The sequence below is a fragment of the Clostridium sp. CF012 genome (genome assembly GCF_018861755.1).
Lineage (GTDB): Bacteria > Bacillota > Clostridia > Clostridiales > Clostridiaceae > Clostridium_AD.
This window is the reverse complement of sequence record NZ_JAHLEF010000003.1, coordinates 270410-295275: the sequence shown is the minus strand read 5'-3', so window position 1 is coordinate 295275 and position 24866 is coordinate 270410. Positions and strand designations below refer to the sequence as shown.

At 34.5% G+C, this 24866-nt stretch carries 17 protein-coding genes; 11 read left to right on the top strand and 6 right to left on the bottom strand.

The window, feature by feature from the left end; genetic code table 11:
- Positions 1–27: 27 nt before the first annotated feature.
- The 6 genes from KPL50_RS05545 to dpaL (KPL50_RS05520) all read right to left on the bottom strand — a co-directional run bounded on the left by KPL50_RS05545 (position 28) and on the right by dpaL (KPL50_RS05520) (position 8007).
- The gene (locus tag KPL50_RS05545) at positions 28–1380 is read right to left on the bottom strand and encodes a uracil-xanthine permease family protein (protein WP_216297457.1); all 1353 of its coding nucleotides are present in this window, start codon (positions 1378–1380) and stop codon (positions 28–30) included.
- A 27-nt stretch (positions 1381–1407) separates the two neighbouring features.
- Entirely contained in the window at positions 1408–2337 is a 930-nt protein-coding gene (gene arcC / locus KPL50_RS05540; RefSeq protein ID WP_216297456.1) for a carbamate kinase, read from the bottom strand.
- Positions 2338–2427: 90 nt separating this feature from the next.
- On the bottom strand, positions 2428–3801 hold the full coding sequence (locus tag KPL50_RS05535; RefSeq protein WP_216297455.1) for a nucleobase:cation symporter-2 family protein: 1374 nt from the start codon (positions 3799–3801) through the stop codon (positions 2428–2430).
- A 196-nt stretch (positions 3802–3997) separates the two neighbouring features.
- Entirely contained in the window at positions 3998–5191 is a 1194-nt protein-coding gene (gene ygeW, locus KPL50_RS05530; RefSeq protein ID WP_216297454.1) for a knotted carbamoyltransferase YgeW, read from the bottom strand.
- A gap of 240 nt (positions 5192–5431) precedes the next feature.
- Positions 5432–6742 (bottom strand): YgeY family selenium metabolism-linked hydrolase, encoded by a 1311-nt coding sequence (locus KPL50_RS05525; protein ID WP_216297453.1) that lies wholly within the window; start codon positions 6740–6742, stop codon positions 5432–5434.
- Between the two features lie 50 nt (positions 6743–6792).
- The gene (dpaL, locus tag KPL50_RS05520; RefSeq protein WP_375372905.1) at positions 6793–8007 is read right to left on the bottom strand and encodes a diaminopropionate ammonia-lyase; all 1215 of its coding nucleotides are present in this window, start codon (positions 8005–8007) and stop codon (positions 6793–6795) included.
- Positions 8008–8400: 393 nt separating this feature from the next.
- Between dpaL (KPL50_RS05520) and ssnA the strand changes: the two genes are divergently transcribed.
- The 11 genes from ssnA to KPL50_RS05465 all read left to right on the top strand — a co-directional run bounded on the left by ssnA (position 8401) and on the right by KPL50_RS05465 (position 24760).
- Positions 8401–9732 carry a putative aminohydrolase SsnA gene (ssnA, locus tag KPL50_RS05515; RefSeq protein ID WP_216297451.1) on the top strand — a complete coding sequence of 444 codons (1332 nt, stop codon included), beginning with the start codon at positions 8401–8403 and terminating at the stop codon, positions 9730–9732.
- Positions 9733–9751: 19 nt separating this feature from the next.
- The gene (gene ygfK, locus KPL50_RS05510) at positions 9752–12754 is read left to right on the top strand and encodes a putative selenate reductase subunit YgfK (RefSeq protein WP_216297450.1); all 3003 of its coding nucleotides are present in this window, start codon (positions 9752–9754) and stop codon (positions 12752–12754) included.
- 20 nt (positions 12755–12774) lie between these two features.
- Positions 12775–14148, top strand: coding sequence for a dihydropyrimidinase (hydA, locus tag KPL50_RS05505; protein ID WP_216297449.1), 1374 nt, complete (start codon positions 12775–12777; stop codon positions 14146–14148).
- Positions 14141–16699: a selenium-dependent xanthine dehydrogenase gene (gene xdh / locus KPL50_RS05500; protein WP_216297448.1), complete on the top strand. Its 2559-nt coding sequence runs from the start codon at positions 14141–14143 to the stop codon at positions 16697–16699. Before hydA ends, xdh begins: the two co-directional genes overlap by 8 nt.
- On the top strand, positions 16638–17444 hold the full coding sequence (gene yqeC / locus KPL50_RS05495) for a selenium cofactor biosynthesis protein YqeC (protein ID WP_216297447.1): 807 nt from the start codon (positions 16638–16640) through the stop codon (positions 17442–17444). The genes xdh and yqeC overlap by 62 nt, the downstream gene beginning before the upstream one ends.
- 232 nt (positions 17445–17676) lie before the next feature.
- Positions 17677–18285, top strand: a complete 609-nt coding sequence (mocA, locus tag KPL50_RS05490; RefSeq protein ID WP_309245140.1) for a molybdenum cofactor cytidylyltransferase — start codon at positions 17677–17679, stop codon at positions 18283–18285.
- Positions 18278–19087 carry a selenium-dependent molybdenum cofactor biosynthesis protein YqeB gene (gene yqeB / locus KPL50_RS05485; RefSeq protein ID WP_216297446.1) on the top strand — a complete coding sequence of 270 codons (810 nt, stop codon included), beginning with the start codon at positions 18278–18280 and terminating at the stop codon, positions 19085–19087. Before mocA ends, yqeB begins: the two co-directional genes overlap by 8 nt.
- Positions 19088–19165: 78 nt before the next feature.
- Positions 19166–20188, top strand: coding sequence for a molybdopterin-binding protein (locus KPL50_RS05480; RefSeq protein ID WP_216297445.1), 1023 nt, complete (start codon positions 19166–19168; stop codon positions 20186–20188).
- Between the two features lie 208 nt (positions 20189–20396).
- Entirely contained in the window at positions 20397–21647 is a 1251-nt protein-coding gene (gene dpaL, locus KPL50_RS05475; RefSeq protein ID WP_216297444.1) for a diaminopropionate ammonia-lyase, read from the top strand.
- 113 nt (positions 21648–21760) lie between these two features.
- Positions 21761–23071, top strand: coding sequence for a dihydroorotase family protein (locus tag KPL50_RS05470; RefSeq protein ID WP_216297443.1), 1311 nt, complete (start codon positions 21761–21763; stop codon positions 23069–23071).
- Between the two features lie 12 nt (positions 23072–23083).
- Positions 23084–24760 carry a PucR family transcriptional regulator gene (locus KPL50_RS05465; RefSeq protein WP_216297442.1) on the top strand — a complete coding sequence of 559 codons (1677 nt, stop codon included), beginning with the start codon at positions 23084–23086 and terminating at the stop codon, positions 24758–24760.
- Positions 24761–24866: the final 106 nt, after the last annotated feature.

Here is a 24866-nt window from a genome sequence, read left to right as displayed (position 1 = left end):
TATTTGTATAAAAGTTACTTAATCTTTTTAAGCACTTTTTGATTTACTTTTATCATTGCTAATAACAGCAGATTCAGCATTATCTTTAGGTAAGATAAGATTCAGTGCTATAGCAACTAATGTTGTAACAACAATGGATGATTTCCCAAATATAGATATAAACCATGTTGGGAATAGAGCAAATGCATTAGGAACTTCAACAATACCTATACCTAGTGCAATTGCAATACCTACCACCGCTGAATTTCTCATTGTAAGGTCATTTGAAGCAATCATTTTAACTCCTGTCATTGTTATTGTGGCAAAAACAGAGATTGTCGCTCCACCAAGAACACATTGAGGAATAGTTGTAAGCAATGAAGCAAATTTAGGAATAAGACCTGATAAAATTACAACAAAAGAAGCAAAAGCAAATACCCACTTATTGATAACTTTATTTGTAATTACTATACCAACGTTTTGACTATATGTTGCGGTTGGCATACAACCAAATAGTGCACCAATTATACTAGAAAATCCGTTTCCAATAATACCACCGGAAAGCTCTTTATGAGTAGGATTTCTATCCATACCTCCACCTGTTGTAGCTGATAAATCGCCTATAGCTTGAACAGAATTTACAATGTACATTATAGCCATAGATATTATAGCTGTAGTATTAAAGCTTATACCAAAGTGTAAAAGTTTTGGAGCTTGAAAAAGTCCGGCTGAAGTCACCGCATCAAAGGATACCATTCCAAGAAATATAGAAATAACATAGCCTACTATCATGCCTATTAAAATAGACGCTAGTTTGAGATTTCCTTTTGTAAAGAAATTTAAAAACATTACAACACCAAGTGTTATTAGAGCAACAGCCCAGTTTTTAGGAGAGCCGAAAGTTGCAGAACCAACGCCACCAGCTATATATTTAATAGCAACTGAATACAGGGATAATCCTATGGAGAATATAACTGTACCAGTAACAAGTGGTGGAAAGAATTTTATAAGTTTCTTCAAGAATATTCCGAAAATTATAGAAACTAAACCACCTATTATTTGGGCCCCAAAAACCGTAGCGATATTAAATTCACCGGTAATAGCAGCCAGGGTTGGAACATATGCAAAACTTACTCCCATAATTACAGGTAGCCGAGAACCAATGACCTTGCCCAGTGGAAAAATTTGAATTAAGGTTGCTATACCAGCAAAAAAAAGTGAAGATTGTACAAGCAAAATCTTGTCGGCAGCAGTAAGGTTTGCAACTCCAGCAATTATCAGAGCGGGTGTAACACACCCTACAATCATAGCAACAACGTGCTGCATGCCGAGCGGTATAATTTCTTTAAGTGAAGGTGTGCCATCATATTGGAATAGTAAAGACTTTTGATTAGAACTCATAAAAAAACCCCCTTAATTTAGTTTGCGTTATTTTATGATAGTACCTGTTTTACCTGATATACCATCTTTAGCCTTTTCGAGTAGTGTTATAAGTGAATATCTCCCCTCTTTTGATGATGCAAAATCAATTGCAGCTTCTACTTTAGGTAGCATTGAACCAGGTGCGAAGTGTCCTTCTTTTGCATACTGTTTAATTTCAGCAGTGGTAACTTTATCAAGCCACTTTTCAGTTGGTTTGCCATAGTTTATAGCAACTTTCTCAACGGCTGTTAAAATAATAAGACAATCCGCATTGAGTTCTTTTGCAAGAGTACAACTAGCAAAATCTTTATCAATAACAGCACTTACACCTTTTAAGTGATTAGCTTCTTTTATAACAGGTATACCACCGCCACCACAGGCAATGACAACTTGTCCTATATTAACAAGTGATTTTATTGTTTCAATTTCAACAATACCTACTGGTTTTGGTGAGGCAACAACTTCTCTATATCCACGACCTGCATCCTCTATAACTTTTTTACCATTTTTAACAGCAATATCAGCTTCTTCTTTTGTCATGAAACTTCCGATAGGCTTTGTTGGATTTTCAAAAGCACTATCACTCGGATTTACTTCAACTTGTGTTATTATTGTTGAAACATTTTTGTTTATGTTACAATTTAGAAGCTCTTCTCTTAGTGCATTTTGTAAATCATAACCAATATAAGCTTGACTCATTGCCACGCATACAGACATAGGGCATAGTGAATATTTAGGATTATTTTTATGTAGTTCACTCATTGCAACATTAATCATACCCACCTGAGGACCATTTCCGTGAGAAATAACAACGTCATTACCGTCTTCTATAAGGTCTACGATAGCTTTAGCGGTTGATTTTACAGCTGCCATTTGTTCCTCTAAATTAGTGCCAAGAGCATTACCACCTAATGCAATTACTATTTTTTTGTTCATAAAATTATACCCCCTATAATAAATTTGATTTTTGTAATAAAAGGCTATATGGAATGTAGAATTCCATTTAGCCTTAATTTTAGACTATATTTATGAAGCAAGCTCTTCCTGAATGTCAGTCATTGGTTTTGAACTATTGAATATTTCCTTCCAATTAAAAAAGATATTTAAGATGATTGCCGTTATTGCAGCTGCAATAGGTCCTTCTTCAAGTATCATCTTTAAAAAGTGTGGAAGCTCTGCAAATGCAGTTGGTGCAATTTTTCCTCCCATTCCAAGAGCGACTGATGATGCTATGATTAATAAATTACTTGATTTGCTCATATCTACTGTAGATAAAATTCTCATACCCGTTACAGCAACCATACCAAACATTACAAGAGTTGCTCCGCCAAGCACAGGTGCTGGAATAGTTGTTGCTAAAGCTGCAAATTTAGGAATAAGACCTAATGTCACAAGAATGCCACCTGCGCACACACATACAAAGCGGGTACGAACTTTTGATAAAACTAGGAGCCCAACATTTTGTGAGAATGTACTGTATGGAAATGAGTTAAATATACCCCCAAGGATTTGAGCTATGCCCTCACCTTTAATACCCTTCACTAGAGTTTCAGTGGTTGCTGGTTTTTCAACTATATCTCCTACAGCGATGAATACACCAAGGGCTTCAACAGCAGTGATTAAAGAAACTATTGTCATGGTGATTATTGCATCTAGTCTGAATACTGGAGCCCCAAAGTAAAATGGAGTAACAATATGTAGCCAACTTGCATCGCTCACAGCTGAGAAGTTCACCATTCCCATAGAAGATGCAACTATTGTACCTATTACAAGTCCTATGAGAACTGCTATTGATTGTACAAATCCGTTGAAATATTTATTTATGATCAGAATAATAACTAGTGTAAAAGCCGCAAGCGCAATATTTTTAGGATCCCCAAAGCTTTTACTTCCAACACCTCCTGCTGCGCTATTAAAAGCAACTGAGGTAAGCGAAAGGCCTACTACTGTAATAAGTGAACCTGTCACAACTGGTGAGAAAATTCGAATTACTTTACCGAATATAGGAGCCAATAGTGCAAGTATAATACCAGCAACTATTACTGAACCATAGATAGTGGTGAGGCCGTATTCTTTTCCTATGGAAATCATTGGTGAAACTGCAATAAAAGAGCATGCAAGAATAACGGGCATCTTAACACCTAGAATATTCCCAATTCCCAAAGACTGAAGGAGAGTTGCAAGACCGCAAGTAAATAAATCAGCTGCAATTAAAAATGTAACTTGGTGTGCATTAAGTCCTAGTGCTAATCCTAAAATTAGTGGAACTGCAACAGCCCCCGCATACATTGCTAAAACATGCTGAAGCCCAAGTGGAAAGAGCTCTCTAAAGGGTAGTTTTGAATCCACGTGATTGTTTGATATATTTATTTTGTTACTTGTTAAACTTCTTTTTCTCATCTTAATCCTCCTTGAATAACCGCAGTAAATACGACTTGTATTCTTCTTAGGTAGGCAGGTATGTGGTTTTGAGTAAAAAGTCGTTGTATTTGCTACAGAATATATTGTTATTATCTACAAGAATGTAACCCTTTGCAGTAAAGATTGTATAAAATTTAGATTCCATGAAGTCTTTCATGGAATCTAAACCAAGTTGTTATTTTATCTTGCGCTCTTTATTATTCTTCTCAAGAATAGATAAAACTCCTTGTGGATTTTTAATTTTACTTAAGAAGATCATGGAAGCTATTGCATAAGGTTTATAAGAAGCCTCTTTGTAAAGTGGCTTTCTATAGCGATCAAATACAGAAGCATCAACTTCTCCAACTTCGCAGCTAAGTCCTGTGATATCAGCTGGCAAGCAGTGAAGATAAAGTGCTTTTCCATCTTTTGTAGTTTTCATAAGCTCTTCAGTACACTGCCAATCTTTATGCTCAGCATTTTGCGCAAGCAGCTCTTTTTCAAGTGAATTTATACCAGCTTGGTCACCTTTTGCATATAAATCTGTACGTTTTTCCATAGCAATAAATGGAGCCCAGCTCTTAGGATAAACTATGTCAGCATCTTTAAATGCTTCTTCCATAGAATTTGTTTTTGTAAATGAACCACCAGATTCTTTAGCATTTTTCATTGCAATTTCTTCTACCTCACTCATAACTTCGTAACCTTCAGGGTGCGCAAGAACAACATCCATACCGAAACGAGTTAAAAGTCCAATTACTCCTTGAGGAACTGAAAGTGGTTTACCATATGATGGAGAATATGCCCAGGACATAGCTATTTTTTTACCTTTTAAATTTTCAATTCCACCAAATTCATTGATAATATGAAGAGCATCAGCCATACATTGAGTAGGGTGATCTATATCACATTGTAAGCTAACAAGAGTTGGGCGTTGTTCCAAAGTGCCTTCCTCATTACCTTCTTGTACAAATTTTGATACTTCGCGCATATAAGTATTGCCTTTTCCGATATACATATCATCACGGATACCTATAACATCTGCCATGAAGGAAATCATATTAGCAGTTTCTCTTACTGTTTCACCATGTGCAATTTGAGATTTTCCTTCATCAAGATCTTGAACTTCAAGACCAAGGAGGTTACATGCAGAAGCAAAGCTAAATCTTGTACGAGTTGAGTTGTCACGGAATAGTGAAATTCCAAGACCACTATCAAAAATCTTTGATGATATATTATTTAGTCTTAATTCTTTAAGAGCCTCCGCAACAGTGAAAACTGCTTCTAGTTCATCTTTTGTTTTTTCCCATGTAAGTAGAAAATCATTATTATACATTTTTTTAAAATCTAATGAGTCAAGTTTGGTTACGTATTTATCCATTAAAGCCATTTTAATAGTCTCCTTTTTATTTAAGATTATTTATTCCATCTTTTAGCACGCTAAAAAGTCATATGTTGTGTAAAATGCTATTTGAACGAACTTAGCAATTCTTAACGGATTTTATTGAAATAGCCGTTAAGAAAATTATATGTTTGAGCGATAGCGAGTTTATGATTTTTAGGATATTTTAATAAAATCCGATTAGAATTGCTTAGTGAAGAGAGATAGCATTTCTAGCAACATAGGACTTTATTTATTTTTGCAGTAAATTGTTGGAAGAGCAGCATATACAGCAGCACATTTAACCAGGTCTGCTTTCCAAGTTACTTCATTTGGAGCATGTGCCTGAGCTTCTGCACCAGGTCCGAATCCTATGCATGGTATTCCATGACGACCCATTATAGCAACGCCGTTTGTTGAGAATGTCCATTTATCAGTAAGTGGGCGAGCTTTTCTCATTTCATCAGTGCTATTAGAACCGCTTCTTGTCGCTGCGAACATTCCTTTGTATGATTCCTCCATTGCCTTAACAACAGCATGATCTTCAGGAATAACCCATGTAGGGAAGTAGCAATCCTGAGGGTATGAAAGGCCAGTCCAGCTTTCTTTGTCATATTTATACATAGTAACTTCAGCATTGTATTTTTTAGCAGCTGGAAGTTGACGAATTTCTTCCAGACAACTTTCCCAGGTTTCTCCAGATGTCATACGACGATCTAATGAAATTGCGCAAGAGTCAGCTACAGCGCAACGGCTTGGTGAAGTAAAGAATATTTCTGATGTAGTTACAGTACCACGTCCTAAAAACTTCGCTTCTTCGAATTTAGGGTTATATTTTTTATCTAACATTTTTACGAGACCTTTGATTTCTGTAGAATCAGCAGCATCATTTGTGTTAAGATTTTTGACATCTAGTAATATTTCAGCCATTTTGTAGATTGCGTTGTCTCCTCTTTCTGGAGCTGAACCGTGGCATGAAACACCCTTAACATCAACACGGATTTCCATACGTCCTCTATGTCCTCTATAGATACCGCTATCAGTTGGCTCTGTGCTTACAACGAATTCAGGTTTGATTTTGTCTTGTTCTATGATGTGCAGCCAGCAGTTTCCGTCACAGTCCTCTTCCTGTACTGATCCAACTACGAGAGCTGTGTAGTCTTCGCTTAACATGTCAAGATCTTTCATTATCTTAGCGCCGTATACAGCTGATACGATACCGCCAAGTTGGTCAGACGTACCACGTCCACCAATTTCTTCCTCAGTTTCAAAGCCTATATAAGGATCAAAAGTCCAGTTACTGAGCTCTCCGAGACCAACAGTGTCAATATGAGCATCAAAAGCTATAAGAGTTTTACCTGTTCCAACATAACCTAAAACATTTCCTTGTGGATCAATTTCTACTTTGTCAAAACCAAGAGAAAGCATTTCTTGCTCTATTCTTTTAACAACACCTTCTTCTCCACAGCTTTCGCCAGGGATAGCAATTAAGTCACGTAAAAATTTTGTCATTTGTGCTTCATAACCCTGTGATTTTTCTTTAATAGCGTTAAAATCCATAATACATTCCTCCTATAATTAGTATAAATTATTTACCTAATATTAATATATTATAATGATGAATAATCACCATTCCAAACAATTTCACGGAAAAAATCCGGGTCTGTATTTCCTTCTGTTGAAAACAATAGAACCTTTGAATTTTCATCAAGCTTCAAAGCTTCCTTTAAATCTTTTAACTCCTCATTTTTCATAATGTTAAAGAGAATGCCCATTGTTACAGCGCCAGATTCGCCAGAAATAACTTTAGGATCTCCCTTAAGAGGTACAGCAAGTATTCTCATACCATTAGCAGAAATATTATCTGGGCAAGATACAAAGAATGAACTATTGTTTTTCAAAATATCCCATGCTATTGTATTTGGCTCACCGCAGGCAAGTCCTGCCATAATTGTTTGCATATCATCAGTAACAATTCGTATATCTCCATCTTTAGCTGTGGCTGAACGGAATATACAATCTGCTTTATTTGGCTCTACCACAGTAACTATTGGTGGGTTATTCGGATAAACGTTTGCAAAATATCCTTGAACTGCACCAGCAAGAGAACCTACTCCAGCTTGTATGAAAATATGAGTTGGTGCATCACAATTAGCATCATGCAGTTGCGCGTTTGCTTCCATTGCCATTGTTCCATAACCTTGCATAATCCAAGTAGGAATTTCTTCATAACCTTCCCAAGCTGTATCCTGGATAACCACAGAACCAGGGACCTTTGCTGATTCAGCCATGGCAATGCGGACACATTCATCGTAATTTACTTCTTCTATTGTAGCTGTAGCGTTTTCCTTTTGAATGTTTTTAAGTCTAATTTCTGATGAACCTTTTGGCATAAAGACAACACATTTTTGATTTAATCTATTGGCTGCCCAGGCAAGACCTCTTCCGTGATTTCCATCAGTTGCCGTGAAGAAAGTTGTCTGTCCGAATTCTTTAAGAACTTCTTTTGAGGTAATAGTATTATAAGGAAGCTCAGATATATCTTTACCTAATTTTTTTGCTATGTAACAACCTATAGCAAAAGAACCACCTAAGACTTTAAAAGCATTTAGGCCAAATCTGAAGGATTCATCTTTTACATACAGATTTTTAAGACCAAGGAATTTAGCCATATTATCTAGTTTAGCTAGGGGTGTTTGAGTATACTCCGGGAAACTTTTGTGAAAGGAAGCTGCCTTAGCAATTTTTTCAGGGGACATTATATTTAATATTTTATTGTCTGTTTTGGGTAGTTTATTTGATACCCACTTTATTTTGTTCATAATAGAACCTCCTAGGTTATTAAGCTACATTGTTATTAACTAAATTCATTTTAATATGAACATAGTTTTATAGTGTTATATTATATAGCTTATATTTTTTATTCTTTAGTTATTAATGTAACTGAGTTAAATCATCATTTTGAAAGTCCCTCCACTTAGATAAAAAATCTGAAGTTAAAAGAATTTTATAAATATTTTATAAATTCAGTATATCAACTTTTTTTTCTAAAATCAACAACATTTGCAAAAATATTTTTTATTTGCAAAAATATTTTTAAAACAAATTGACTAAAATAGGAAAACGGTGATAGAATGAATTTAAAGAATTAATAAGAATAATCAATTAATTCTTTGTGTATAGTTTTAGAATTATAAATATATTTTAGGAGGAGTATTATGATATTAATAGGTAATGGTAAGTTATTGACTAGAGATGCTAATAATACATTTATTGAGGATGGCTGTGTATGTATTGATGCTAATATTATTGTTGATCTCGGAAACACAGAGCAAATGAAGAAAAAGTATCAGGGTGCTGAATTTGTAGATGCTAAAAATGGTTTAATTATGCCAGGAATGATTAATACTCATCATCATATATATAGTGCTTTTGCTAGGGGACTTTCTATTAATAATTATGACCCTAAAAGTTTTGGCGATATACTTTCCGGAATGTGGTGGAAGATAGATAGGTTATTAACATTAGAGGATACAAAATATAGTGCATATGCAACCTATATAGATTGCATAAGAAATGGTGTTACAACTGTTTTCGACCATCATGCAAGTTACGGTAATATTGAAGGAAGTTTATTTAATATATCAGATGTAGCTAAAGAACTTGGAATTCGTACATCCCTATGTTATGAAGTTTCTGATAGAGATGGACAGGAAAAAATGAGACAAGCTGTTAGTGAAAATGTTGAGTTTATGAAGGCAGCTAAAAATGATCCTTCTGATATGCAAAAGGGTATGATGGGCCTTCATGCATCATTTACATTAAGTAATAAGACACTAGAATATTGTGCGCAAAATATGCCTTATAATGCTGGATATCATGTGCATACGGCAGAAGGTATAGATGATGTATACGATTCTTTGAAAAAATACAATAAAAGATTAGTGAACCATTTATTTGACCTTGATATTCTGGGAAGTAAAACTATTGCTGTTCACTGTATACACATTAACCCTGCTGAGATGGATATATTAAAGGAAACTGACACAATGGTAGTACATAATCCAGAATCTAATATGGGTAATGCTGTTGGATGCACACCTGTGCTAGAGCTTGTACGAAAAGGATTAACTGTAGGGCTTGGAACAGATGGATACACAAGTGACATGTTTGAGTCCATGAAGGTTGCAAATATTTTGCACAAGCACCATAACTGTGATCCAACGGTTGCATGGGGAGAAGTACCACTAATGCTTTTTGATAACAATGCAAAGATTGCCAATAGATTTTTTGAAAAACCTCTTGGAGTTATACAAAAGGGAGCCTACGCTGACATTATAGTAGCAGAATATGATCCACTAACACCATTAAATGCGAATAACGCAAACTCTCATATCTTATTTGGAATTAATGGAAGATGCGTAACAACTACAATGATAAATGGTAAAGTGCTTATGAAAGACCGTAAAATTCTGGGTGTTGATACTGAGAAAATTATGGCAAAATCAAGAGAACTATCAAGTGAATTATGGAATAAAATTAATCAATAAAAATTAGGGGGTATTAAATATGGGTGATAGAATGACACCTATTCCATTTAAAGAATTAATGGAGTGGATTATTGAGGAAAACAAGAAATATGGAAAGATATTTGGAGTAAACAAAGTTTTTAAAAATCAGGATGATAAGGTGCTTGAAATATTCGGAGAGAAAATTGAAACTCCTTTTGGTCCAGCAGCTGGTCCACATACACAGTTAGCACAAAACATAATTGCAGCTTATGTTTCTGGGTGTAGATTCTTTGAATTAAAAACAGTGCAAACCCTTGATGGAGAAGATTTACCTGTGTCAAAGCCATGCATAAGAGCAGAGGATGAGTGCTATAACGTAGAGTGGTCAACAGAGCTTAGAGTTCCTGAGGCATACGATGAGTATGTTAAAGCTTGGTTTGCGTTAAAACTGTTATCAAAAGAGTTAAAACTTGGAGATCCTAATGGATTTATTTTTAATATGAGTGTAGGCTATGATTTTGGGGGGATATGTTCACCTAAAATAGATGATTTTATTATGGGTCTTAAAGATGCAACTAAGAGTAATATATGGAGTGAATGTACTAGCTATGCATTAGACAATATAGAAAAGTTTAAAAATATAGATAGTGAATATGTTAAAAGTATATCACCTAAGGTAAGTAAATCAATAACATTATCCACATTACACGGATGTCCATCAAAAGAAATTGAGCGCATAGCTTCATACCTAATAAAAGAAAAAGGATTAAATACTTTTGTAAAATGTAATCCTACAATAATGGGTTATGAATTTGCGAGAAAAACCTTAGATAGTATGGGATATGATTACCTGACGTTTGATGATCACCATTTTAAGGAAGACTTACAATATCCGGATGCCATTTCTATGTTTAGACGTCTTCAAGAATTAGCAATTAACAGTGATTTGTCCTTTGGGGTTAAGCTAACTAATACATTGCCAGTTGAAATTAAAAATGCTGAATTACCAGGCGATGAGATGTATATGTCAGGAAAATCTCTATATCCACTATCAATAGCGCTAGCTTCTAAGCTTTCAAAAGAATTTAATGGAAAACTTAAAATCTCATATTCAGGAGGAGCAGACTTTTTCAATATAGCGGATATATTTGAAACAGGGATATGGCCTATAACTATAGCAACGACACTTTTAAAAATTGGTGGATATGAGAGATGTGTTCAAATTGCTGAAACATTAAAAAAAGTAGAATATAAAAACAAATATGTTATAGATAATGAAAAATTAGAAAAATTAAAAGATATCTCAGTAAAAGATATTCATCATATAAAGCCTATAAAACCAATTCCTAGTCGTAAAATAAATAAAAAAGTTCCACTAGTTGATTGCTTTGTTGCTTCCTGTCAAGATGGATGTCCTATACATCAAGATATTCCAGAATATATACGTCTTGTAGGGCAAGGTAAACATCTTGAAGCATTAAGGGTTATAGTTCAAAAAAATCCGCTACCATTTATTACTGGAACAGTATGTAGTCATGCATGTATGAGCAAATGTAGTAGAATTTTCTGTGATGAGTCAGTTAATATCAGAAATATGAAATTACAGGCAGCAGAAAATGCATATGAAAACTACATTTCAGAACTTAAACAAACAGAGAAAGGTAATGTCCGAGTAGCAATAGTTGGTGGAGGAACTACAGGACTTGCAGCAGCTTATTTCCTTGCAAGAGAAGGGATTAGTGCAACGATCTTTGAAAAACGTGAATCATTAGGTGGAATAGTAAAACATGTGGTTCCTGAATTTAGAATATCAAGTGAAACTGTTGAAAAGGACATAGAGCTTGTTAAAAGTCTGGGAGTTGAAGTTCACCTAAACTCAGAGCAGAATTCTGTAGATAAGTTGAGACAAATGGGATATAAATATATTTTACTTGCAATTGGTGCTTGGAAACCAGGTAGGTTAGATATTGAAGGTGAAAACGTTATTAATGTAATTGATTTCTTAGAGAGACTAAGAAGTGGAGATAGCAAACTCGCCCTTGGCAAAAATGTTGTGGTTGTAGGCGGTGGTAACACGGCTATGGATGCAGCTAGAGCAGCTAAAAGAGAGGTTGGAGTAGATAATGTATATTTAGTATATCGTAGAACTAAAAAATACATGCCTGCAGATGAAGAAGAATTAAGACTAGCAATAGAGGCTGGAGTAGAATTTAAGGAATTATTATCACCAGTTAAAATCAGTAATGGTCTTCTTAAGTGTGAGGTTATGAAACTGGGCGAGCCAGATGAGGGTGGTAGACGTAGACCTGTTGCCACGGGACAAATGATAGATATACCAGCAGATATTTTAATATCAGCAGTTGGGGAGAAGATAGATACTAAGATATTCAAAGAAAATAATATTATGGTAAATGAAAGAGAACAAGCTGTTGTAAATATGGAAACATTAGAAACAAATATAGAAAAAGTGTATGTTGCGGGAGATGGGCTTTTTGGTCCTGCTACAGTAGTTGAAGGCATAGCACATGCAACAAAATTCGCAAGAGATGTAGTTAAACAAGAAAAAAATTATGATTTCACAATACATTCAGATAGGTTAAGTAGTGATATTCATGGGATAACAGCAAAAAAAGGTATACTTAAAATGGCTACTGAAGGTATTGATGAATCTGAAAGATGCCTTCAATGTTCAACAATATGTGAAGTATGTGTTGACGTATGTCCTAATCGTGCAAATGTTACTATAAAAGTGAAGGGCAATACAATGCATCAGATAATTCACCTTGATAAACTTTGTAATGAATGTGGAAACTGTGAAACTTTCTGTCCATATAGCAGCGCTCCATATAAGGAAAAGTTTACACTGTTTGCTACAGAATCAGACTTTAAAAACAGTGAAAACCAGGGATTTGTATTAATTAATAAGGATGAAAATATTGTAAAAATCAGATTAGAAGATAAGGTATTAGAAGTTAATCTTAAAGATAATAATACAGGAATACCGAAAGATATTGAGAATATGATTTGGGCTGTAATCACTGATTATAGTTATATGATTTAAAAATTGATGAGGTGATTTAAATGTCAATTATTATTAAAGGCGGAACTATTGTAACACCTAGGAAAAGCTATATTTCTGATATTAAAATTGAAGGTGAAATAATTGTAAGCATTGGTGAGAATTTAGAAGAGGATAAATCACAAATTATAGATGCAACTGGATGCTTAGTATTTCCAGGATTTATTGATTCTCATACTCACCTCGATTTAGATACAGGATACACCAGAACTGCTGATGATTTTAAAACCGGTACTGCTGCAGCTATCATAGGTGGAACAACAACGATTTTGGATTTTGCAACGCAGAACAAAGGGGAGACTCTAAGTGAAGCCCTTAATAATTGGCATAACCTGTCTAAGAACGTTTCAAGCTGTGATTACGGATTTCATATGGCGATAACAGAGTGGAACGAAGATATTAAAAATGAAATTGAAATAATGTGCAAAGAGGGTATAACATCCTTTAAAGCATATATGGCTTATGACAATTTACGTATTAATGATGGGGATATATATGATATTTTAAAATGCTTAAAAAAATATAATAGTATACTTGGTGTTCATTGTGAAAATGGTGATCTTGTAGATACTATGATAAAGGAGCAACTTTGCTCTGGGAATACATCGCCAGCTGCACATCCATTGTCAAGACCTAACATGGTTGAAGCAGAGGCAGTATCAAGATTTATAGATATTGCGTATTTAGCGGGAGCACCTATATATATTGTACATTTAAGTACAAAAGAAGCCTTAGAAGTGGTATTAAAAGCAAGGAAAAGAGGGCAAACGGTATATATAGAAACATGTCCTCAATATCTCCTCTTAGATGATAGTTTGTATTTAGGAGAGGATTTTCAAAGTGCTAAGTATGTACTGTCACCACCACTCAGGAAAAAAGATGACATTGAAAGGTTATGGGAAGCACTACTAGCTGAAGATATAGACATAATTGGAACAGACCATTGTAGTTTTAATCTTAAAGGCCAAAAGGAACATGGTATAAAGGATTTTAGTAAAATTCCAAGTGGTATACCAGGAATTGAACATAGACCAATCCTTATGTACACTTATGGAGTAGAAAAAGGTAGGATAACTAAAGAACAAATGTGTAGTTTAGTTAGCGAAAATATTGCAAAAATATTTGGAATGTATCCACGTAAGGGAACACTTCAAGTTGGAAGTGATGCGGATATAGTTATATGGGATATGTTAGCTGAGAGGATTATATCTGTGGACAATCAAAAACAAAATGTGGATTATACACCATATGAAGGGTTTAAAACTATAGGTTATGCTAAACAGGTTTTTCTAAGAGGATCGCATATTGTAGAGGATGGAAATATTATAAATGAAAATTTAGGAAAATATATAAAACGAGGTGGCAATAATGTTTAACTTTGTTGTAAATGGTAATGTGGTTGAAGCAAGTGAAGATAAAAAATTAATTACTTTTCTAAGAGAGGATTTGAATTTAACATCAGTTAAGAATGGCTGCTCTGAAGGTGCCTGTGGAACATGTATGGTTCTGGTTGACGGCGTGGCAAAAAAAGCATGTGTGTTAAAAACAGGTAAACTTGTGGATAAGAATATTATAACTGTTGATGGATTGTCAGAAAGAGAAAAAGATGTATATGGCTATGCTTTTATGGAAGCTGGAGCAGTGCAGTGCGGTTTTTGTACCCCAGGAATGGTTATAAGTTCAAAAGGCTTAATTGATAAGGTAGAAAATCCAACTGAGGATCAAATAAAAAATGCATTAAAGAATAATATTTGTCGTTGTACTGGATATGTAAAAATAATAGAAGCGGTGAAACTCGCTGCTAAAATTTTAAGAGAGAATACAGAAGTACCTAAAGGCATCTGCAAAGCACTAGTTGGAGAAAATTTAAATAGAATTGATGCAGTAGATAAAGTTATGGGGATAGCAGAATATGTAGATGATATGCGAATAGAGGGAATGATCTATGGTGGAGCAGTCAGAACTAAATATCCACGAGCCCTAGTAAAAAGTATAGACATTAGTGAAGCTAAAAAACTGCAAGGGGTTCATATAGTAATTACAGCGGATGAGCTTCCAGGAAATCAAAAGGTAGGACACATTACAAAAGATTGGGATGTATTAATACCTCGAGGTAAGATAACTCACTGTATAGGAGATGCTATAGTTTTAATAGCAGCGCAGACTCCAGAAATATTAGAGAAAGCTAAATTACTAGTTAAAATTGAATTTGAAGAATTAATTCCAGTTACATGTCCGGTGGATGCGCTAAAGGGTGATGCTCCTCAGATACATGCAAGTGGTAATATACTGGCAACTGAAAACTTAGTATTTGGTAATGCAGAAAAATATATAAAAAGTTCAAAATATGTAGTAACTAATAAATATAGTACACCCTTTACAGAACATGCTTTTCTAGAAACCGAAACAGCAGTTGCAAATCCTGATGGAAGTGGTGGGATAATAATATATTGCGCAGACCAAGGAATTTATCAAACACGAAAGGAATGTGCAGAGGCTTTAGGAATAGATCAAAGTAAAGTAAGAGTTATAAGTAAAATAGTTGGTGGTGGTTTTGGTGGAAAAGAGGATATGAGTGTTCAACACCATGCGGCGATTCTTGCTTATGTTTCAAACAAACCTGTAAAGTTTGCATTAAGTCGAAGGGAAAGCATAATGGTACACCCCAAGCGTCATGCAATGGAGATGGAGTTTACAACTGCCTGTGATGAAAATGGATATTTGACAGCTATGAAAGCTACTATAATTGCAGATACTGGAGCTTATGCTTCATTAGGCGGTCCTGTACTGCAAAGAGCTTGCACTCACGCAGCAGGTCCATATAATTATCACAATGTGGACATAGTTGGAAAAGCGGTGTATACAAATAATCCACCGGCTGGTGCCTATAGAGGATTTGGAGTAACGCAAAGTTGTTTTGCAATAGAGAGTAATTTAAATCAGCTTGCTAAAATGGCTTCAATTACTCCCTTTGAAATAAGATATAGAAATGCAATTAGACCGGGTCAGGTACTTCCCAATGGCCAAATTGCAGATGCATCCACATCAATTGTTGAAACACTAGACGCAGTAAAAGAAATATGTTTGCAAAATCCTAAAGCAGGAATAGCTTGTGCTATAAAAAACAGCGGTCTTGGGGTAGGGCTTCCTGATATTGGGCGATGTAAACTAATTATAAAAGATGGCAAAGTATATATTCATTCCAGTGCAGCTTGTATTGGGCAAGGACTTGGAACTATATTGACGCAAATAGTTTGTGAAACTCTAAATATACCAGTAGAAAAAGTTGTATACGCAGCGCCAGATACTTTAACTTGCCCTGATTCTGGAAATACAACAGCTTCACGCCAAACATTATTTACAGGTGAGGCAGCAAAAAGAGCAGCTATAAAGCTTCTTGACACTCTAAGCTATCAATCATTAGAAAATTTAGAGGGTGAAGAATTTGATGGAGAATTCAAAGGCATAACTGATAAAATGAATTCAATTAAGCAAAACCCTATAAGTCATGTAGCTTATGGATATGCTACTCAGGTTGTTATTTTGAATGATGAGGGTAAAATTGAGAAAGTTATAGCAGTTCATGATGTTGGTACTCCTGTGAATCCTAAAAATATTGAGGGACAGATTGAAGGTGGTGTTGTTATGAGCCTAGGATATGCGCTAACAGAGGATTATCCACTTATTGGAAGTATACCAACTGCAAAATTCGCCACACTAGGCTTATTTAAAGCTACAGAAGTACCAAAAATAGAATGTATTATATTAGGTAGAGGAAATACTAAGCTTGCATATGGAGCAAAAGGAATAGGCGAGATATGTTCAATACCTACCGCCCCTGCTGTAGCCGGTGCCTATTATAATTATGATGGGGAATTTAGGACGAAGCTCCCTATGGACCATACACCTTACAGTAAGAAAAAATAAACAAATGGGTGATGTTATGAAACTCAGTAATTATCTTGGATTAAAGAATAAAGATATTATATCCATTGTAGGTGCAGGTGGAAAAACTACTATGATGTCTAAGCTAGCAGAAGAGCTACGACAGAGTAATAGGGTCCTGGTAACTACAACCACTAAAATATATATTCCATTAGATGATAAGTATGATTTTATTTGTACTGATAGTGAAAGACTACCTGGGTATATTGCTATGAGTGAAAATGGAGTTTATGTGTTAGGATCAGGTGTAAACAGTGAAAATAAAATATTGGGACTTAGCTTCAAAGAGCTAGATAAGCTTGCACCACATTTTGACTATATACTAATAGAGGCAGATGGAGCAAAGGAAAAAAGATTGAAGGGCTGGAATGAATTTGAACCAGTTATATACTGTAATACCACCAAAACGGTAGGGATTATAGATATACAATCAGTTGGAATGTTAATCAATGAGGATAGTGTTCATAGAAATGAGATATTCTGTGAATTAACTGGGGCAAAACAGGGAGAAACTGTTAAACTTGAACACCTATCTAATCTAATATTGCATCCCCGAGGATTGTTCAAGGCAGCTCAGGGAGAAAGAATATTGTACATTAATAAAGTAGAAACTCCAAAGGATTTAGCATTAGCTAGGTCCTTGGTTAATAAAGTAGACTCAGCTAATAAGGGAAAGTTAGATAGTGTAATCCTTGGAAGTTTAAAAACTGGCATATATTTTAGATAATTCCATGTAGGCTGCTAAACAATTATTAATTGTTTAGCAGCCTATGAGTAATAAGGGCAACAGTTCATGAACTCAGAATTTATCTGTGTAAATTTAAATCTAAAAAAATTAATATATGGTGTATTCATTATAAGTTTAAAAAATAATGTATACTATAGTAAAGGATAAATTGCTGGCACAGAGTATGTAAAAAACAAGAGATTTAGTTAATTTAATGTAGTTAAGTACGAAAGTGGGTGATATAATGAGCATAAGTGCAATAATCTTAGCAGCTGGTTACTCAAGGAGAATGGGAAAGAATAAGCTTCTTTTAAAATATAGAGGGGAATCACTGATAGAGAACACTATAGAAACTATTGAAAAGTGTGGGTTTTCAGAGATTATTCTTGTAGGCAGGGACGAAAAAATAATAGAAATTGGCAATAGACATGGCCTAAAGGTTATTAAAAATCAAAATGCAGTTAAGGGAATAAGTGAATCTATTAAATTGGGTGTAAGGAATGCTTCAAAAACAAATGGATATATGTTTTTTACGGCTGATCAACCTTTTTTAGATGTAGATACAATAAAAAGGTTAATTCGTGAGTTTATAGAAGATTCGTCTTATATAATAGTTCCGCGGTGTAATGGAAGGCGAGGAAATCCTGTAATATTTCCTGACAACTTTAAGGAAGAGTTTTTAGAGTTACAGGGAGATGTTGGTGGAAAAACAATAATAAATAAAAATTTATACGGGGTTAAATTTATAGAAATACAGGATAGTTGGGCATTATTTGATGTTGATACTAATGAAAATTATGAGTATATTCTAAAACTAGAGGAGAATAATGAATATGTTTAATGATATTGTCATTATACGTGGTGGTGGAGATTTAGCATCGGGTACGATTCAAAAATTGCATAGAAGTGGATTTAGGGTATTAGTTTTAGAAGTAGCACAGCCTACGTCTATAAGGCGAGATGTTTCTTTTGGTGAAGCGGTATATCAAGGAGAAGTAGAAATTGAAGGAATTACAGCAGTACATGTATGCTCTTTAAGTGAAATAGAAAATGCCTGGACCTGCAAAAAAGTTCCAGTGATTATAGATCAGCGAGGTAAATATATTAAAATAATAAAACCGAAAATTGTAGTGGATGCTATTATTGCTAAAAGAAATATGGGAACAACAAGAGATATGGCGGATATAACTATTGCTCTTGGACCTGGATTTATAGCAGGTATTGATGTAGATGTGGTGATAGAAACAGCTAGAGGGCATAATCTTGGTAGGGTGATTTTTCGTGGAGAAGCGGAGAAAAATACAGGGATTCCAGGAACCATTATGGGTTACTCTAAAAAAAGAGTTATACATTCCCCCTGCGCGGGAATAATGAAGAATGTTGCGGGCATTGGAACTGTAGTCCAAGTGGATGAAGTAATTGCTTATATTGGACAAACCGAAATAAAAGCAACAATGCCTGGATTAGTGAGGGGAATATTGCGTAGTGGAATCCTTGTACCTAAGGGGTTTAAAATTGCAGATATCGATCCAAGGTTGTCTGAAAAAATGAATTGTTATACGATTTCTGATAAAGCAAGAAATATAGCAGGTGGAGTATTAGAAGCAGTACTGTATTTAATGACTCAAGCTACAGAGGGGTAATATTGGGACACTTCAGCATTTAAAGAATGTAAAAAAGGTGGATTTTTAGATATACTATATTAATTAGAGGTGAATAATATGAAAAAAATACCTGCACGCGAGGCAGTTGGATCCGTTTTATGCCATGATATTACACAGATTATTCCAGGAGTAGTAAAGGATATAGCATTTAAAAAAGGACATATAATTAAAGAGGAAGACATACCATTATTACTTTCCATAGGCAAAGAAAATTTATTTGTATGGGAAAAAAAAGAAGGGTTTCTTCATGAGAATGATGCAGCAGAGCGCCTGAAAGCCCTTACAGCAGGAGTAGGACTAACCTTTAGTGAAGTAAAAGAGGGGAAAATAAATTTCATAGCAGATTACCCTGGACTACTTGTAATTAATACAAATCTATTATACAAGCTTAACTCCTTAGGGGAGATAATTCTAGTTACATTGCACAATAATTACCCTGTGAAAAAAGGTCAAAAGGTTGCAGGAACAAGAGTTATTCCTCTTGTAATTGAGGAGGAGAAGATAAAAAGTGCAGAGAATTTAATTGGTGATGATAAAATTGTAAGTATAATACCATTCAAAGCAATGAAAGTGGGAATTGTTACTACAGGTAGTGAAGTGTATCACGGTAGAATAGCGGATGCTTTTGGTCCAGTAATAAGAAGAAAAGTGGAGGAATATGGTTGTGAAGTCCTTGGACAATCTATACTTGCAGATGATGAGAATATGATAAAGGGGGCAATTGAAGCGTGGATAGACAAGGGCTGTGACATGGTGATTTGTACAGGTGGTATGTCAGTAGATCCAGATGATGTTACTCCATCAGCAATTTTAAAAACAGGAGCAGAGCTTATAACTTATGGGGCACCAGTGCTTCCCGGAGCGATGTTTTTATTAGCTTATAAAGGTGATATCCCAATACTTGGACTTCCAGGATGCGTAATGTACAGTAGAACAACTATCTTTGATTTGGTTTTGCCAAGGATACTTGCAAGGGAAAAATTGAACTATGCTGATTTTGCAGCTTATGGACATGGTGGGCTTTGCAATGAATGTGAGGAGTGCAAATATCCTGATTGTGCCTTTGGAAAGGGAATATAATTAGCGGAAAAAATAAAGCAGTAGGTATTCCTACTGCTTTATTTTTATTTTCACTGTTGTGTAATTTTTTTATGGGTTTATAAATATGATATTGGTAGTAGTAAAAAATAAATATAAAATTGTATTAAAAAAGAAAAACATGATATAATTATTGTAATAATTGGACTTAATGTTAAAAATTTCAATACAAAAGGAATAGGTGATATTTATGAATTTATTGCATGAGAATAAAATACAAGCTATTTTTTCTAAAAATATGCATAGAGATAAAAAAGCCAATTATCCAGAATTTTTACGTGAAGAGGAGCTACAAAAGGTAAGAACTTTTCATGAAACCATTAAAGATTATAACATAACTCCCTTAGTGGAATTAAAAAATTTAGCAAGTGAGCTTGGTGTAAAGAATATTTTTGTTAAGGATGAGTCTAAAAGAATGGACTTAAATTCCTTTAAGATGTTAGGTGCCTCCTACGCCATTGGTAAGTTTTTATGCCAAAAGCTAGGTATAGATATAGAAGATACAAGTTTCGAAGAGTTAAAGTCTAGTGAGGTACGTAAAACAATTGGAGAAATCACTTTCATTACCTGTTCAGATGGTAACCATGGAAGGGGCGTAGCTTGGACTGCGAGAAAGCTAGGTCAAAAGGCAGTAGTATATTTACCAAAGGGTGCAGCCTTTAGACGTGTACAAGCTATTAAAGACCTGGGTGCAGAGGCTAAAGTAACTGATTTAAACTATGATGATACTGTTAGATATGCCTTGCAAAAGGCTGAGGATAATGGCTGGCAAATGGTGCAAGATACCTCTTGGGAAGGCTACACTGAAATACCTATGTGGATTATGCAGGGTTACTCTGCCATGGGATATGAGGCTACTCAGCAACTTATTGATTTAGGAATTCCAAAACCAACGCATGTTTTTCTCCAAGCAGGGGTAGGAGCTATGGCAGGTGGGGTCCTGGGAGCATATGTGAATTTATATAAGGAGAATCATCCAGTCGTAACAATTATGGAGCCAACTAACGCAGCTTGTATGTTTAAGTCTGCATCCATTAATGATGGGAGTCCTCATAAGGTAGACGGAAACCTTCATTCTATTATGGCAGGACTTGCTTGTGGGGAACCTATTCCTATGGGCTTTGAGATAATAAGAGATTTTGCATATTGCTATTGTACATGTCCTGATTATGTAACTGCAAGAGGAATGAGGATTCTAGCAAATCCACTAGGACAGGATGAAAAAATTGTCTCAGGAGAATCCGGAGCTGTTGGTATAGGCTTATTATCCATTCTTATGCAAAAAAAACATGTAGAGCCCATAAAAAAACAGCTTAAATTAGATAAAAATTCTATTGTATTATTATTTAGTACTGAAGGAGATACAGATCCTATAAATTATAGAGATATACTTTGGGATGGTATGTATGAACTGCCATGCTTTGATTGTGAGTCCCATTAAAATAACAAGTTATTATCCTAGTTTATTATGAGACTAACCATCGTAGCCTGTTCAAAAGTAGTATTTTTTATGTTCATAGATTTGCATTATAAAGAAAGGGGAAGGTGTAGTAAATGTTTGATTTAGGGATTGTAAATGGAAGGATATATATAGAAGGTCATTGGTATGAAGGGAATTTATATATAAAAAACGGTAAAATATCAACGATTTCCCATGCGACACTGGAAGTTAAAGAAGAATATGATGCGAAGGGAAGAGACATATTACCAGGTTTTATCGACCCTCATGTGCATTTTCAGCTTACAGCAGGAAGTCATACTTCAGTAGATGATTTTTATAATGGATCAAAAACTGCAGCTTTTGGAGGTATTACCACATATATTGATTTTTTAGATCCAGTAAAAAATAATTTAGCCTTAAGAAAAGCATTTGATCTAAGGCGGGCCTTGGCTTTAGATAGTGTAATTGATTATGCATTTCATGCAACGATTGCTGATTTAGATGAAGAACCTATTAGTTTCTTGAATGAAGCTAAAACCTTAGGAATTCCTACAATAAAACTATTTACTACCTATTCAAGTTCTAACAGGCGTACAAAGGACAGAACTATAGATAGACTACTCAGAAATACTAAAGAAACAAGAACCCTTTTACTTGCACATTCAGAAAATGATGGACTAGTACTTGAAGGGGGGAAAATACATGTGCTACAGCATGAAAGCTCAAGACCTGCTCTGGCGGAAATAAGTGAGGTTATAAAGCTTGCTGAAATGACTAAGTATAGAGATGGAAGGATGTATATTGTTCATACCAGTTGTGGGACAACTATTGAGAGACTTAAACAAAACTATGATTCTATTCTCAATGTGGATTTTTTTATTGAAAGTTGTCCACATTACTTTATTTTTTCTTCTTCTAAATACCTACAGAGAAATGGTTATTTGTTCACCATGACACCACCACTTCGAAGTGATAGGGAAGTGAAAAAATTAAATGATCAAATAGATAATGTTTTTACAATAGGTACAGATCATTGCCCTTTTAATTCTTCAGAGAAAAACAGAGAATTTGTTGATGAAATTCCTATGGGTATAGGAGGGGTAGAATATTCTTTCCCACTTATGTACGCAAAGTTCGGAGAGAAAATAATTGATAAGTTCACGAAAAACCCTGCAATGGTACATGGATTATGGCCTAAAAAAGGCACACTGCTACCAGGTTCGGATGCGGATATAGTTATATTTGACCATAAGGAACATCATATTATAAAGGAAAATCATTCAAAGGTGGACTACAATATATACAATGATATAGAGCTAACAGGAAAGGTTTGCTCAACTATTTCTAAGGGCAGATTTGTAGTTAAAGATGGTATTTTTACAGGTGGGAAAGGTGAATATTTGAGTCGGGAACTTAAATATTAAGGATGTGATTACTTGTATCGTTATTCAGGAATTTCATTAGAAAAATTACTAAATCTTGAGATACTTCGCGAGGCTAAAATTATAGGTGGAGCTACAGGAATTTCTAAAAGAATTACAAAGGTAAATGTTATGGAGGTGCCAGATATTATAGAGTGGGTTGGTGAGGGAGAATTTTTACTTACAACAGCCTATTCTATAAAGGATAATATTAAAGTACTTCTTGAACTTATTCCTAAACTAAATGCAAAAGGCGTGGCTGGTCTTGGTATTAAGGTAGGTAGATATGTTAACGAATTGCCCAGGGGTGTCATTGACCTTGCAGATAAAATAGGTTTTCCTATTATTGAAGTACCTTTTAGTGTTTCTCATACGGATGTAATATCAGGTATACTTACTGAGGTAATTAATGATCAAATGAATATGCTCATAAAAATTGATGAATTTAACAGGGAAGTTATGAACATAATGATGAGGGGTGGTAGTCTAAAGGAGATAGCTGGAAAGCTTTATGAGAATATAGATAATTCTTTAGCCATCTACGAAAATATGAGTGATAGCAGCGAAATTATTTGTAATGAGGATGATAGAAATATAATTGAAGATATTATATATGAACATATAAGTCTTAAGTATATTGAGGAGAATAATTATGATGAAAGTGGAAGTTATAAAGTATACAGGGATGAAATTGGAGTAAGGATTGTCGATAGAGTAACTATTCCAATAGTTATAGAAAATGTTGAATATGGGTGCATTTTTATTTGGATTGATAAAAGGGCATTAACCCCCCTCGATAATATGTTTATAGAATCATATGTACATATAATAGCATTGGATTTTGTTAAAAAGCTTTCTTTATATAACATGGAGAGCAATTATAAACTTGAGTTCTTCGACGATTTACTTAGTGATAATGAAAATAGGCAAAAGAGAGCATTAGAAAGAGCAAAAACCTTTAATTTTTGTAAAAATCTTAAATATACAGTCATTGTAATTCTTTTAAAGGATCTATATGTTTTGAATAAGTTGGCGATGGGTAAGGTGAGTTCATCACATGAGAATATAAATGAAATATTCTTTATAACGGGCAGAATAGCAAAGCTTCATAGGGAAAAAATAGTATATGTTGATAAAAGCGATAGGATATTAATACTTTATGGAAGTGAAGTAAGTAAAAGTCCCCAAACAATAAAGAGTGAGGTCATTAACTTCTGTCAGAAGGTATTGGATGAGGCTTCAAAAAAAATTGAAGTAGATAAGCTAAGAATAGGTATAGGACGTTCCTATGAAGAAGCTACACAATTATACAAAAGCCATGGACAAGCAAAATTAATAGTAGAAAATCTAAGCAAAACAAATGGAAAAAATATCAAACACTACGATGATTTAGGATTGTATAGAATTCTAGCTTTTGAAGGTCTTCAGGGTGAACTTATCGAGTTTTGTTCTTATACAATAAAGCCACTTATAGATTATGATAAGATAAATAATGCTGAACTTGTAAAAACCTTAAAGACATATTTTGAATGCGATGGCAATAAGAAAAAAATATCTGAAAAGATGTACATGCATTATAATACAATAATATATAGGTTACAAAAGATACATGATATTACTGGACTGGACTTAGAAAATGGGGACAGTAGACTTAATCTTGAGATTGCACTTAAGGCAATGGATTTAATTTAAATATAATAAAAGCTGGCTCCTTGTGAGTCAGCTTTTTTGTTGATTATTAACATATAAATTTACAATATATTTAAATATATGTTAGTTATTTTAAGTATGTTAGTAA

What these genes read in the sequence shown, in the direction of transcription:
- KPL50_RS05545 (WP_216297457.1), bottom strand. Translation starts at nt 1,380, where the DNA reads ATGAGTTCTAATCAAAAGTCTTTACTATTCCAATATGATGGCACACCT.
- arcC (WP_216297456.1), bottom strand. Translation starts at nt 2,337, where the DNA reads ATGAACAAAAAAATAGTAATTGCATTAGGTGGTAATGCTCTTGGCACT.
- KPL50_RS05535 (WP_216297455.1), bottom strand. Translation starts at nt 3,801, where the DNA reads ATGAGAAAAAGAAGTTTAACAAGTAACAAAATAAATATATCAAACAAT.
- ygeW (WP_216297454.1), bottom strand. Translation starts at nt 5,191, where the DNA reads ATGGCTTTAATGGATAAATACGTAACCAAACTTGACTCATTAGATTTT.
- KPL50_RS05525 (WP_216297453.1), bottom strand. Translation starts at nt 6,742, where the DNA reads ATGGATTTTAACGCTATTAAAGAAAAATCACAGGGTTATGAAGCACAA.
- ssnA (WP_216297451.1), top strand. Translation starts at nt 8,401, where the DNA reads ATGATATTAATAGGTAATGGTAAGTTATTGACTAGAGATGCTAATAAT.
- ygfK (WP_216297450.1), top strand. Translation starts at nt 9,752, where the DNA reads ATGGGTGATAGAATGACACCTATTCCATTTAAAGAATTAATGGAGTGG.
- hydA (WP_216297449.1), top strand. Translation starts at nt 12,775, where the DNA reads ATGTCAATTATTATTAAAGGCGGAACTATTGTAACACCTAGGAAAAGC.
- xdh (WP_216297448.1), top strand. Translation starts at nt 14,141, where the DNA reads ATGTTTAACTTTGTTGTAAATGGTAATGTGGTTGAAGCAAGTGAAGAT.
- yqeC (WP_216297447.1), top strand. Translation starts at nt 16,638, where the DNA reads ATGATGGGGAATTTAGGACGAAGCTCCCTATGGACCATACACCTTACA.
- yqeB (WP_216297446.1), top strand. Translation starts at nt 18,278, where the DNA reads ATGTTTAATGATATTGTCATTATACGTGGTGGTGGAGATTTAGCATCG.
- KPL50_RS05480 (WP_216297445.1), top strand. Translation starts at nt 19,166, where the DNA reads ATGAAAAAAATACCTGCACGCGAGGCAGTTGGATCCGTTTTATGCCAT.
- dpaL (WP_216297444.1), top strand. Translation starts at nt 20,397, where the DNA reads ATGAATTTATTGCATGAGAATAAAATACAAGCTATTTTTTCTAAAAAT.
- KPL50_RS05470 (WP_216297443.1), top strand. Translation starts at nt 21,761, where the DNA reads ATGTTTGATTTAGGGATTGTAAATGGAAGGATATATATAGAAGGTCAT.